Origin of the sequence: Acinetobacter sp. (genome assembly GCF_041919735.1) — a bacterium.
Taxonomy (GTDB): Bacteria; Pseudomonadota; Gammaproteobacteria; order Pseudomonadales; family Moraxellaceae; genus Acinetobacter.
Window position 1 is genome coordinate 38,393 of the sequence record NZ_JAYRTF010000009.1, and the last position, 12,684, is coordinate 51,076.

Annotated in this window: 12 protein-coding genes; 10 read left to right on the plus strand and 2 right to left on the minus strand. The window is 46.8% G+C overall.

Annotation, left to right across the window (positions count from 1 at the left end; all coding sequences use genetic code 11):
* Positions 1-107: 107 nt before the first annotated feature.
* A complete protein-coding gene (locus tag ACE3T3_RS07035; RefSeq protein ID WP_374665387.1) occupies positions 108-1,361 on the plus strand; it encodes an OprD family outer membrane porin in 1,254 nt (417 codons plus the stop codon).
* A 288-nt stretch (positions 1,362-1,649) separates the two neighbouring features.
* Positions 1,650-2,510: an alpha/beta fold hydrolase gene (locus tag ACE3T3_RS07040; protein WP_374665389.1), complete on the plus strand. Its 861-nt coding sequence runs from the start codon at positions 1,650-1,652 to the stop codon at positions 2,508-2,510.
* Positions 2,511-2,602: 92 nt separating this feature from the next.
* Here ACE3T3_RS07040 and ACE3T3_RS07045 read toward each other — a convergent pair whose 3' ends face one another.
* Both ACE3T3_RS07045 and hcaR read right to left on the minus strand, forming a co-directional pair.
* Positions 2,603-3,280, minus strand: a complete 678-nt coding sequence (locus ACE3T3_RS07045) for a DUF1345 domain-containing protein (protein WP_374665391.1) — start codon at positions 3,278-3,280, stop codon at positions 2,603-2,605.
* A 311-nt stretch (positions 3,281-3,591) separates the two neighbouring features.
* Positions 3,592-4,497, minus strand: a complete 906-nt coding sequence (gene hcaR / locus ACE3T3_RS07050) for a DNA-binding transcriptional regulator HcaR (RefSeq protein ID WP_374665393.1) — start codon at positions 4,495-4,497, stop codon at positions 3,592-3,594.
* A 280-nt stretch (positions 4,498-4,777) separates the two neighbouring features.
* Between hcaR and hcaE the strand changes: the two genes are divergently transcribed.
* The 8 genes from hcaE to ACE3T3_RS07090 all read left to right on the plus strand — a co-directional run bounded on the left by hcaE (position 4,778) and on the right by ACE3T3_RS07090 (position 12,631).
* Positions 4,778-6,145, plus strand: a complete 1,368-nt coding sequence (hcaE, locus tag ACE3T3_RS07055) for a 3-phenylpropionate/cinnamic acid dioxygenase subunit alpha (RefSeq protein WP_374665395.1) — start codon at positions 4,778-4,780, stop codon at positions 6,143-6,145.
* Positions 6,142-6,660, plus strand: coding sequence for a 3-phenylpropionate/cinnamic acid dioxygenase subunit beta (hcaF, locus tag ACE3T3_RS07060; protein ID WP_374665397.1), 519 nt, complete (start codon positions 6,142-6,144; stop codon positions 6,658-6,660). Before hcaE ends, hcaF begins: the two co-directional genes overlap by 4 nt.
* Positions 6,660-6,986 (plus strand): 3-phenylpropionate/cinnamic acid dioxygenase ferredoxin subunit, encoded by a 327-nt coding sequence (gene hcaC, locus ACE3T3_RS07065; protein WP_078189742.1) that lies wholly within the window; start codon positions 6,660-6,662, stop codon positions 6,984-6,986. The genes hcaF and hcaC overlap by 1 nt, the downstream gene beginning before the upstream one ends.
* A 2-nt stretch (positions 6,987-6,988) precedes the next feature.
* Positions 6,989-7,807 carry a 3-phenylpropionate-dihydrodiol/cinnamic acid-dihydrodiol dehydrogenase gene (gene hcaB / locus ACE3T3_RS07070; protein ID WP_374665399.1) on the plus strand — a complete coding sequence of 273 codons (819 nt, stop codon included), beginning with the start codon at positions 6,989-6,991 and terminating at the stop codon, positions 7,805-7,807.
* 65 nt (positions 7,808-7,872) lie between these two features.
* Positions 7,873-8,835 (plus strand): 3-carboxyethylcatechol 2,3-dioxygenase, encoded by a 963-nt coding sequence (locus ACE3T3_RS07075; RefSeq protein ID WP_374665401.1) that lies wholly within the window; start codon positions 7,873-7,875, stop codon positions 8,833-8,835.
* Between the two features lie 11 nt (positions 8,836-8,846).
* Complete coding sequence (hcaD, locus tag ACE3T3_RS07080) at positions 8,847-10,082, plus strand: 3-phenylpropionate/cinnamic acid dioxygenase ferredoxin--NAD(+) reductase subunit (protein WP_374665403.1); 1,236 nt, start codon at positions 8,847-8,849, stop codon at positions 10,080-10,082.
* A 377-nt stretch (positions 10,083-10,459) separates the two neighbouring features.
* Positions 10,460-11,374: a DMT family transporter gene (locus ACE3T3_RS07085; protein WP_374665405.1), complete on the plus strand. Its 915-nt coding sequence runs from the start codon at positions 10,460-10,462 to the stop codon at positions 11,372-11,374.
* Between the two features lie 306 nt (positions 11,375-11,680).
* The gene (locus ACE3T3_RS07090) at positions 11,681-12,631 is read left to right on the plus strand and encodes a cation diffusion facilitator family transporter (protein ID WP_374665406.1); all 951 of its coding nucleotides are present in this window, start codon (positions 11,681-11,683) and stop codon (positions 12,629-12,631) included.
* The last annotated feature ends 53 nt before the right edge of the window (positions 12,632-12,684 follow it).

Here is a 12,684-nt window from a genome sequence, read left to right on the forward strand (position 1 = left end):
ATTTTGCACGATTTCGGTCAAACCTTAATACTGTGGTCGGATTTCTTGGCTGCAGAGAGTCCTGCATGATAAGGCCATAGCTTAATCTGATCATTAGGAATTCAGCCATGCGTCGTCAAAATTTATGGATAGCGATTCTTGCTGCGACAGCAACTTTAGGAACCGCTGCATCTCATGCAGCGTTTATTGACGATAGCCAAGTCCAGCTGAAGTTCAAAAACTTTTACTTGGACCGTCAAATTGAAGATACCCCAAATAAAAACTGGGGTTCATGGTCGCAAGGCATTACGCTGGATGCGAAATCAGGCTATGCGGATATCGGCGGCGGCATTCAAGTCGGTGCAGACCTGCTGGTGCAGCATGCTTTTAAACTGAATGGCCGTGATGCCAATGCGGATTTCATTTTGCCGCATGACGGCAAAGAGTCAAAGGACAACTTCGGCAAAGTCGGCGCAACGTTGAAAGCCAAAGTGTCAAAAACTGAATTGAAAGTGGGCGAGCTTTTGCCGGTATCTCCAGTGCTGGTATTTGATCCGTCACGTCAGTTGCTGACTACTTACAGCGGCGCATGGCTGGAATCAAAAGACCTGAAAGACACCAAGCTGACTGTGGCTTATATTGACGGCATCAACAACCGTTATGACAATCAGTTCCGCGATTTGACAATGTTTGCTCCAGCAAAAGGCGCAAGCTATTACGATAATGGCCCAGCATCTGACGGGATGTATATCGCAGGGATTGATCACCAATTTACCCCTGAAATTGGCGGCAGCTACTGGTATGCCGATGTACAGGATATCTATCAGCAGCACTATGTCGGCGCAAGCTACAAAACCAAGCTGGGTGAAAAAGCCAAGCTAGACAGCCATATCCGTTACTTTGACAACTCCGAGTCTGGCGATAAGCTGTACGGCGCTATTGATAACCAAGCCTTGTCTGTCGGCGCAAAAGTCAATTACGGCGCGCATACTTTGGGTCTAGGCTACCAGCAAATGTTTGGCGACAGCGCATTCCCGACATTGGGCGGATGGGTGCCGCAGCCGTACCTTGTGAACTGGGGCGTAGCGACGTTTACCGCCAAAAACGAAAAATCATGGGGCCTTACCTATGGCTATGATTTCTCTGAACTGGGCGCGAAAGGCCTGAATGCGACAGCGGTATATTTCTCCGGCTATGATGCAGACACCAACGGCAAAACCAATCAGGATTCGAATGAGCTGAACTTGATTGTGAACTATACGGTTCCGGAAGGTAAGTTGAAAGGCTTAGGTTTCCAGGCGATGTATATCGATGCGAACTTCGATTACAAGTCTGATTTGGAAGAATACCGTGTAGCCACTACCTATACTTATAAGTTCTAATTCAAGCATTCAATCCAGAGCGGCTTTCAAGCCGCTCTTTTTTGCTTCCAGCATATTTAACAGCAAAATACCTGATGGAAATTAAGGGTATGGGTTTTATTAAAATATTATAAAACAAATACTTAAATAATATTTAATATGTTGCATGTGATCGTAAATTTGTATCAGTTGGCGGCAGGATAGCGGTTAATATGAGACTGTAGAAAAGCCTTAAACTTTAATCCACTTGGCGTTTAAATCTGCATAAAAGATGGAAACGCAGGCGCTTACGCTGTACGAGGAGTATGTATGAGCACAGTTCAAATCCCTGATTATAAAACGGATTCATTCTTCGGCTTAGAAGATAAATGGATTGAAACCGCGGAAGGTGAGTTGACTCACTATCACGAAATCGGTGAAGGAACGCCAATCCTATTTTTGCATGGTTCAGGTACCGGCGTATCTGCTGCTGCAAACTGGTGGCTGAACTTGCCGCAAATTGGCGAACAAGCGCGCTGCATCGCGATTGATACTATCGGCTATGGCCAAACTGTGGTTGCACCAGGCACTGCATACGGCATCCGCGCATGGGTGGATCATGCCATCCGTACTTTAGATGCGCTGGGCATTGAAAAAACTTGGCTGGTCGGCAACTCTTTAGGCGGCTGGCTGGCGTTCCAATTGGCGATGGATTATCCAGACCGTGTCTTGGGCATTGTGTCAATGGGTACGGGCGGCGCGAAACAAACTGCAGCGCTGAAAGCGCATGCGAATCCAGTGCTGACTGAAGAAGGCATCAAGAAAACATTGTCGATGTTTGTAGTCAACAAAGACTTGATCACAGACGAATTGGTGAAAGTACGTTTTGCATCTGCTGCAAATGACTATGCATCGAATCGTTTGATGGATGTTGTCGGTGCACGTGACCGTGACCGTTTCGAATTCCCGCTTGATTTTGAAAAAATGAAAGACATTACTGTGCCAGTATTGCTGATTCATGGCGTGCAGGATGTGGTGATTCCAGTGTCACGTACATGGGACATTTTAAATACTGTGCCAAATGCTGATGCGCACATTTTCAGTCAATGCGGCCACTGGTCTCAAGTTGAAAAATCAGAAGAGTTCAACACTGTAATCAAAAATTATTTGACTGCCCGCGGCGTGAAATAAACTGGATTCCAGCTGGAATTGATGAAAAAGGATGGCCAATGCCATCCTTTTTTTTTGCGCCTGATTCGGGCGGATAAGCGGCGGGAACGGCGCTAAGCCTGAATAAAGCTGGCCGCCACATTGATGCAGATAGCTAAAATAGTGGTATTGAAGCCATAGGCCAGCAATATGTGCAGGATATTCAGCACCCGCATCGGGCGGGAAGTAATGGACACATCTGCCGTTTGCGCGGATGTGCCGATGACATAGCTGAAATAGAGGAAATCCGGATAAGTCGGCTGCGGGGTTTTTGGAAATTCCAGCCCGCCTGCTTTGGATTCTTCCACCGCCAGATAAAAATCATGCGCATAGTGAATCGCAAAAACGGTATGCATGAACAGCCAGGCAAAGACAATGGTCAGCGCGGAAAGCGCCAAACGCGCCAGCCGGCTGCCGAAGTTCTGCGGCAGATGATTCAGCTCAACCACGATGGCAATAAAGCACATCACCAGGGTCAAAAAGACCAGCAGTAAAATCAGCCATTTGCTGGCATCCTGCTGCTGAGCGCGCTGTAAAATATGCTGATGATCCGCATTCCATAAACGCTGCATGGTGAATGCCAGATAGCTGGAGACCGCAATATTCCAGCTGATCAGCAGGCAGCTTGGCCATGCCCAAGGGCTGAAATAGCGTAAAAGGCTGTACAAAATCAGCGTAAATAAAAAGGAAATAAAGAAGTAGGGCCGGTAGCGCACGCCGGCACGGATGCTGAAAAATGGCTGAAGTTTCATCAAGGCCCCTTTATTCTTGTTGATTAAGCAGCTTGGCAATAAGATGAAGCCTAAAATATTTTAAACTGCATACGTTCACCTTATTAGACTTAAGTTGTAATTTGCCGAACAAAATAAATAGATTATGAATTTATAAACTAAATCTTATAAGTTATTTCCCATGAAGCCGGCGCTGCTGATTGATAAATAGTGTAAGACTTAAGTTGCGTGCGGTCTAAAAAAGTACAATTTCTGGCGAAAAAAAGCGCCATCATTTTCAAAATGAATGATGGCGCTTTTAGAGATCAGCGCATGATTGCGGCTGAAGGCGTTTAATCCTGATCGCGGGCAATATTTAAATAAAAGACCTTGGTCAGCAATTCGATGAATTTGTTGACCGCTGCGGACGTGCTGTTTTTGCGGTAGCTGACATATAAATCCAAGTAAGGCAGTTCGATATCCAGCGGGCGGATGACCGTATTGCTCATGGTCAGCGGGGCGATATAGCCCGGCAAAATCGTACAGCCTAAGCCCATGCCAATCGAGTTGATGTTGAACAGAATATTGTCCGCTTTCTGCACAATATTGAATTCAATATTGTTGGCTTTAGCAAAATCTAAAATAGCGGTGTGCAGGGTCAGAGACTGTTCTGCAGCAGGGATAATAAAATCTATTCCATTCAATGCTTTAACTGGAATGCGCTCATATTTTGCCAGCGGGTGGTCTTTCGGCAAAATAAAGATTAAAGGTTCACGCAGCACAAATTGGCTTTCAATTTCGTCATTATGGAAATTATGGCGGGTAAAAGTGACGTCCAGTTCACCTTTTTTCAGCAATTTCATCTGATCGACGTTGTTCAGGCTGAGCAGTTCAATCTTCAGGTCTGGGTTCTGCACGCGCAGATTCGGCAAGACATAAGGGAAGATTTTCATCTCAGCCACAGGCACAAAGCCGATGCGCAGCATCTGCTGTTTGGCTTGCGACACTTGGCGCGCCATCGCGACAGCTTTGTCTGCTTGCGCCAGCGTTAAGCGCGCTTGTTCAAGGAATACGGCGCCTTCTTCAGTCAGTTCGACCTTACGCTTCGTGCGGTGCAATAATTTGACGCCGACATCCTCTTCAAGGTCTTTGATTTGCTGACTGAGGGAAGGTTGAGCGGTATAAAGTTTAAGCGCAGCTTTGCTGAAGTTCAGTTCTTCAGCAACCGTAATGAAGTAGCGCAGGTGTCGTAATTCCATATATTCTGCCTAGGAGTAATCCAAAAAATGTCTTACTATAAGTTGAGAGCAGTATAATCTATAATCAACTATAGCGTGAAGCTTATTTTGATATTTAGAAAATAAATGGTTAGGCGTCTTGCATCGGTGTTTTAATATAAATGATAACTATGCTAATAAGTTCTGAAACCTATTAATTAAAACAAAAAAAATATTTCCCCAAAACCTGCCAAAAATCCATCATCGTTGAAAAGTTGAGTCTATTTGTTTGTGACCCCACGGTTGTCGCAGGAGAGCTTTCATGAGTGGAAAAATTGATGTTCGCGAAATCGACGCTTTAGTCGATGCGCAAAATGGACGTATCTCGCCATCCATCTATACCGATCCAGATCTATATGAATTAGAGCTTGAACGTGTGTTCGGCCGTACTTGGCTGTTCCTTTGCCATGAAAGCCAAATTCCTAAAGCAGGTGATTTTTTCAATACCTATATGGGTGAAGATCCAATCATCGTGGCGCGTCAAAAAGACGGCTCAATCAAAGCATTCTTAAACCAATGCCGTCACCGTTCTATGCGCGTCAGCTTTGCAGACTGCGGCAATACCCGCGCATTCACTTGCCCGTACCACGGCTGGTCTTACGGTATTGACGGTTCTTTAAAAGATATCCCGCTTGAAGACCGCGCGTTCCCGCAAGGTGCTTGCAAAGAGCAATGGGGCCTGGTGGAAGTGAACCGCGTTAAATCTTACAAAGGCTTGGTTTTCGGCTGCTGGGATGAAACTACGCCTGACCTTGAAGAATACATGGGCGATATCGCTTGGTACTTAGATGGCGTTCTTGACCGTCGTCCAGGCGGTACTGAAATCATTGGTGGTGTACACAAGTGGGAAATCGAGTGTAACTGGAAATTTGCAGCGGAACAGTTCGCTTCTGACCAATACCACGCATTGTTCTCTCACGCTTCTGCGATCCAAGTTTTGGGCGCGAAACCGGATGATGAATCATCGAAAAAACTCGGCGCTGCGCAAACAGCACGTCCAGTATGGGAAACGGCGAAAGACGCAATCCAATACGGTTCACGCGGTCACGGTTCAGGTTTCTTCTTTACTGAAAAACCAGATGCGAACGTGTGGGTAGACGGTGAGGTTGCCAATTACTTCCGTGAAACTTATGAAGAAGTAAAAGAGCGTTTAGGCGAAGTTCGTGCTTTACGTCTTGCCGGTCACAACACCATGTTCCCAACTTTGTCTTGGTTGAACGGTACAGCAACACTTCGCGTATGGCACCCGCGTGGTCCAAACAAAACTGAAGTGTGGGCATTCTGTATTGCCGACGCGGAAGCATCGCAAGAAGTGAAAGAAGCATTTGAACGTTCTGCTACCCGTGCATTCGGTCCAGCTGGTTTCCTAGAGCAAGATGACTCTGAAAACTGGATTGAGATCCAAAAAGTTTTACGCGGCTACAAAGCCCGTAAAAACCAGCTCATTATGGAAATGGGTAAAGGCAACGAGAAATTGCGTGAAGATGGTATTCCTGGGATTACCAACTATATTTTCTCTGAAACCGCAGCGCGCGGCATGTACCGCCGCTGGGCAGATTTATTGATCCATGAAAAATGGGAAGACGTGGAAAAAGCCGCTGACGAATATGAGAAGGAGCTTGTGAAATGAGTCAGATCAGTTTAGAACTTCAGCATCAAATCAGTCAGTTCCTCTATCGCGAAGCAAAATTGCTGGACGATTGGAAATTCCGCGAATGGCTGGATGTGCTAGGGGAAGATATTTCTTATACCTTGCGCACCACGCCAAACGCTCAAACCCGTGACCGCCGCCGTTCGATTGAGCCGCCAACCACTTGGGTATTTAACGATACCAAAGATTTGCTGGAACGCCGTGTAGCTCGTTTAGAAACAGGCATGGCTTGGGCTGAAGAGCCTCCTTCACGTACAACACACATGGTTTCCAATGTGATTGTTGAAGCGACTGAAGTTGCAGGTGAATACGACGTTTACGTAACGTACTTGTTGTACCGCACCCAGAAAGAAAAAGATGTCACCATCTACTGCGGCAAGCGTCACGACAAGATCCGTAAAGTCGAGACTGAGCAAGGTTTCCAAATCTTCAACCGTAAGATTACCCTTGATCAGGTGACTTACAACTCACATAACCTGAGCGTGTTCTTCTAATGAATAAGATTTTTGTTTGCCAAGTCGATGACTTAGACGAAGGCGATGCATTGAAAGTAGATTGCGGCGTGAATGGTATTGAAGCGCTTGCAGTATTCAACAATGGCGGAGAATTCTTCGCCATGAACGACCGTTGTTCACATGGCAATGCTTCTATGTCTGAAGGCTACCTTGAAGATGACGGTACAGTGGAATGCCCACTTCATTCAGCGCGTTTCTGTTTGAAAACTGGACAAGCATTATGCTTGCCAGCAACAGATCCGATCAAAACATTCCCAGTGATTGTTGAAGATGGTGCTTTATACGTAGAGATGGCAGGAGAGTAATCATGGGTTGGCTGCAAGGCGAAGTTGCACTTATTACTGGCGGTGGTTCAGGCTTAGGCTGGGCACTGGTTGAACGTTTCCTTGAAGAGGGCGCACAAGTTGCGGTTCTTCAGCGTTCAAAAGAAAAAGTGGATGCCTTAAATGAACACTTCGGTGGCAAAGTGCTTGCGATCGAAGGGGATGTAGCCAGCTATGAAGACAACGTCCGTGCTGTCAATGCGACGGTGGAGCGTTTTGGCAAGCTCGACTGTTTTGTCGGAAACGCCGGTATCTGGGATCATTATGCCGATATCGTCAACACTTCGGGTGAGCAGCTGGAAAAAGCCTTTGATGAAATCATGGGTATTAACACCAAGTCGCTGATTCTTGGTGCCAAAGCGGCGCTCGATGCATTGATCGCTTCTGAAGGTTCTATCATATTTACTTTGTCTAATTCCGCACTGTACTCTGCAGGCGGAGGCCCTATATATACTGCATCTAAGCATGCAGGGGTCGGCGTGATGAAAGAATTGGCCTATGAGCTTGCGCCTAAAGTACGAGTGAACGCAGTTGCGCCGTCCGGTATGAATGTCAACATCAAAGGCGCTGCGTCTTTAGGTCAGGAAAATCTGGGGCTGCTTGATGCCCGTGATCCTGAAAAAATTGGACGCGGCATGCCGCTTGGCTTCTTGCCAGAACCTGAAGATATGACTGGTTCTTACGTACTTTTGGCTTCTCGTCAGAACAACCGTCCACTGACCGGTGTTTTAATTAACGCGGAATGCGGTCTCGGTATCCGTGGTTTACGTCAACCGCGTGCGGGCTTCTTTGACGAGATCTAAATTCGCCAAAACGTAAAGAACTTACTCGGCAGCCATTTTGGCTGCCTTCCGTTTAGGAGTCACCCATGGCCGTTAAACTTATTTGTGCATCGCACAGCCCCTTAATGGAATTTGCTTCTCCGCAAGAGAAATACAAAGAGGACAAAGTTCGCGAAACTTTTGCCAAACTTGCGCAAGATGTTGCAGATTACAATCCCACATTGATCATCACCTTTGGTCCAGACCATTTTAATGGCTTCTTCTATGACTTGATGCCAAGCTTCTGCGTCGGTATTCGTGCCAAAGCAGCAGGTGACTGGGACTACGGTAAAGACAACAACCACATTAATGTGCCTGAAGAAACAGCCGTGAACTTAGTGCGCCGTGTGCTGGATGAAGGCGTTGATGTGGCGTACTCATACCGTATGCAAGCAGACCATGGGGTCACTCAGCCTTTACATTTCTTGTGTGGTGGTCAGCTTGACCGTTATCCAACCATTCCAATTTTTATCAATGGTGCAGCTGCACCGATGCCAACCACCAAGCGTACTGTAGCTTTGGGCCGTGCAGTCGGTCAGTTCATCAAGTCATTGAACTTGGAAAATGAACGCGTACTTGTCTTGGGTACAGGCGGTCTATCGCATGATCCACCGACACCGCAAATGGGTTCAGTACCGCCAGAAGTGGAAGAATTCCTGATTGCGGGTCGTAACCCAAGTGCAGAATCGCGCAGCAACCGTCAGTCCAAGATTATTGCCGTGGGTCAAAAACTCGCTGCAGGTGATACATCTGTTGCTGTACCGCTTAACCCAGAATGGGACCGTGCATTACTCGAAACATTTGCCCAAGCAGACTTTGCTACGATTGAAGCGATGACTGAAGCTGAAATCCGTGTCGAGGGCGGTCGCGGCGGTCAAGAAGTGCGTTCGTGGATGGCTGCCTTTGCTGCCTTGCATGAAGTCGGTGAATATGCAATGACAACACATTGCTACGAAGATATTAGTGAGTGGATTGCGGGCTTTGGTATCGTATCTGCAGAATTGAAATAAGGAACAAACCCATGAGCCAAAATGGTATCGAAACCATCGTTATTGTTGGTGCTGGTCAAGCTGGTGCTAGCGCCATTTTAGAACTCCGTGCGAACAAGTATGAAGGCAAAATCATTTTGGTGGGTGATGAAACACATCTTCCTTATGAACGTCCGCCTTTGTCTAAAGACGTGATTTTAAAGCCTGAAGAAACCAAGATCGAAATTTTGTCAGAAGAAAAACTGGCAGATTTGGGTGTTGAACATATTCGCGGTAATGGCGTGGTGAAAATCAACGTAGACTCGAAAACTGTTGAACTGAAAAATGGCGAAACGGTTGCATTTGACAAGTTGCTGCTGGCAACCGGTGGTGCAGCGCGCCGTTTACCGAACTTCGATGCACTCGGCAAACACGTTTATACACTACGCAACCTTGAAGATTCTCAAGCCTTGGTTCCGGTATTACAGCCGGGCCGCCGTTTGGTGCTTATTGGTGGTGGTGTGATTGGTCTTGAGCTTGCATCTTCAGCACGCTCTAAAGACTGTGAAGTGACCGTGATTGAAATGGGTTCAATGGTGATGGGCCGTTCATCTCCGCGTGTATTGAGTGAATTTTTATTGGCGCAGCAACGTCTTGCGGGTGTTGATGTTCGTCTTTCTACTGCGATTGCAGACTGCAAGTTAGATGGCGAAGAAGTGGTGATCACGCTGGAAAGCGGTGAAGAACTTCGTGCTGATGCGGTAATTTACGGTATTGGTATTGTGCCAAATATGCAGCTTGCTGCGGATGCTGGGCTAGCAGTGGACTGTGCCATTAAGGTCAACGAAGACTGCCAAACTTCACATGCTGACATCTATGCAGCGGGCGATGTAGCGACTCAGCTTCGTGACTGCGGTAATCATCGCCGTGTCGAAACTTGGGAAAATGCTAACTTACAAGCGGGCATCTTTGCGCGTCATGTGATGGGTGTTGAGCATCCAACTCCAAATCCAGCATGGTTCTGGACCGATCAGTTGAGTATCAACTATCAATTTGTTGGTGATATGGGCGCAGCGGAATGGATTGCGCGCGGTGAGATGAATGCTGAGCAGCGTGCTGAATCATCATTTGTTTTATTTGGTGTGACGGATGGTGTCATCGTGGGCGGTATTACTGTGAATGCGGCCAAAGAGATGCGTCATTTGAAAAAATTGATCAGTAAGAATGCAGCATTTGAAGCAGATAAATATTTAGATTTAAGCCAAGATTTACGTAAACTCGTTAAATAAGCTGAATGTCTCAGAAGGGCAGACTTGCGGTAACGTGGGTCTGCTTTTTTATGCTTTGTTTTATATCATCGTAGGCATACAGCATTTGTTGTATTTAATGGATACAGCTAAAGCGAATGTTGATCTGTTCAACAGTTATTTTAATCCTCCCCAACCCTCCTTTTTCAAAGGAGGGAGCTGTCTTTGTGAAGAGCAGATTTTGTTTGGATTGTTTCCCCCTCTTTTTAAAGAGGGGTTAGGGGAGATTATTGATCATTTAGGAGTAGTCTTATCTCCTTGCACTGTGGCGGCATCCATGCCGCCATCAGTATTGTTGATTGCGGATTTGAACATAAATTTGGTTCGATTCTTTCTAATACATTTTTATTGAGCAGTTTATGAACTCAAATTCATCCTCCATGATGGTCACGGCAAGTATCTATGCGCTTTTGGTGCTGATTTGGGCGGCCACACCGCTGGCGATTGTGTGGAGTGTGGCGGAAGTGCATCCGATGTGGGTGCTGATTATCCGTTACTTTGGCGCATCGATCATTGCGTTGTTCCTCTTGAAACTTATGCGTGATCCTTTGCCCTTTGATGCAGTATCGTTTAAAAGCTATGTGGCGGGCAGTTTAAATCTGATCGGTGCGCAGCTGTTTATTTATTTGGCGGCCAACTATCTCACTTCAGGCTTGATGGCGCTGATTTTCGGCTTTTCGCCCTTGATTGCTGGCCTGATTGGTCATGTGATTCTGAAAACTCAAAAGCTGATTGGCCTGCAATGGCTGGGTATGGCGATTGCTGTGGGCGGGCTGACCTTTGTCTTTGCCGATTCTGCCGACAGCAAAGGCAATCCGATTGGCATTGTCCTGATGTTGATCAGCATGGTCTCCTATATCAGCTCTATTTTCTGGGTCAAACAGATTAATGCGCCGCTGAAACCGATGTCGCAAGCCACAGGTTCTCTGATTGTTTCGGCGTTAGGTTCGCTTTTGATTATTCCCTTCATTTGGCAGCATTTCCCCACAGCGATGCCGAGCGGCCGTGCGATGCTTGGCTTTGTGTTCACCATGATTTTGTCGTCGATTGTGGCAATGCTGTGCTATTTCTGGCTGATCAAGCGTTTGGCCGCGTCCACGGTGTCTTTAAGCAATGTGATGACTCCTGTGATTGCTTTGATGCTGGGTGCGACCTTAAATCATGAACATATTAGCCCTAATGCGGTGATAGGGATTGCCGTGGTGATGCTGGGTATTGTGATGTATTTCTGGAAAGAATGGCGTGTGCAATACTTTGCCAAAGCCAGAAGATAAACACTCAGTCAAAAGAGAAGCGGCGCTTCTCTTTTTTATGCGCATTTGCCAGCCAGCGGATGAAGGGCGCTTATCCTGCGGACAGATGAATCCATGTTCCACATGGAACCTTGCATAATGCGGAGACAGTCATTAAGGCTGAAACAGCCTCCCGCCTGCGTTATGAAAATGTGCAAAAAGAGATTGAAATAAAACAAAAAATAAACTTAAGCAAAATGATGCCTTGATTAATATGGAATAATGCAGCAGCTGATACATGCAGGCCGCTGATGATCATGTTCAGCCGCACTTTCAGGACCGCATTCCATGTCGAATACCAATAAAGCCGTTGTGTATGCAGCCTTAATGGGGAATTTGGCGATCGCCTTGGTCAAGTTCGCGGCTGCGTATATCACCAACAGCTCCGCCATGCTGAGCGAGGCCGTGCATTCGGTGGTGGATACGCTGAACGAAATCCTGCTGCTGTACGGCATGAATCAGTCTCAGCAGCCGGCGAACGCACGGCATCCTTTTGGCTATGGCCGTGAACTGTATTTCTGGGCCTTTATTGTTTCGCTGCTGGTCTTCGCCTTAGGCGCAATCGTTTCAATCTATCAGGGTGTGCAGCACATCCGCCATCCTGAAGAAATGCTGAACCCTGCAGTGAACTATGCGGTTTTAGCCTTTGCCATGCTGTGTGAAGGCACATCATGGTTTCTGGCGCTCAAGGCTTTTCGCAAAGCCAAAGGCCAGCAGAGTTACTTTAAAGCCTTCCGGCGCAGCAAAGACCCGACGACTTTTACCGTGCTGTTTGAAGATACAGCTGCGCTGATCGGTCTATTTATCGCCTTAATCGGGATTTATTTGGCGCATGCGCTGAATATGCCTGTGCTGGATGGTGTAGCATCTGTCATGATCGGTGCGGTTTTAGCCATTTCAGCTTTTTTGCTGGCGCGTGAAACCAAAGGCTTGCTGATGGGGGAAACTGCAGATCCTCAGCTGCGCAGCAATGTGCTGAGGATTGCGCAGCAGGATGACGTAATCCTTTCCGCCAATGGCGTGCTGACGGAGCAGATCGGTGCGCATCAGGTGATCGCATCGCTGAGCTTGGAGTTTAAAGACCATCTCAGCTCGGATGAAATCGAGGCCTGTGTGAATCGAATTGAATCACAAATTAAACAGATTCATCCTGAAATTGTGGCACTCTTTGTCAAACCTCAATCCCTGCAGGTGTGGCAGCAAAGAATGAAAGGCCGTTTGGATGAACAGCCGCACTGAATTCTGCTGATGCAATTCCGCAGATATTGTTTTGCTAAAAATTTTTGAAGAAC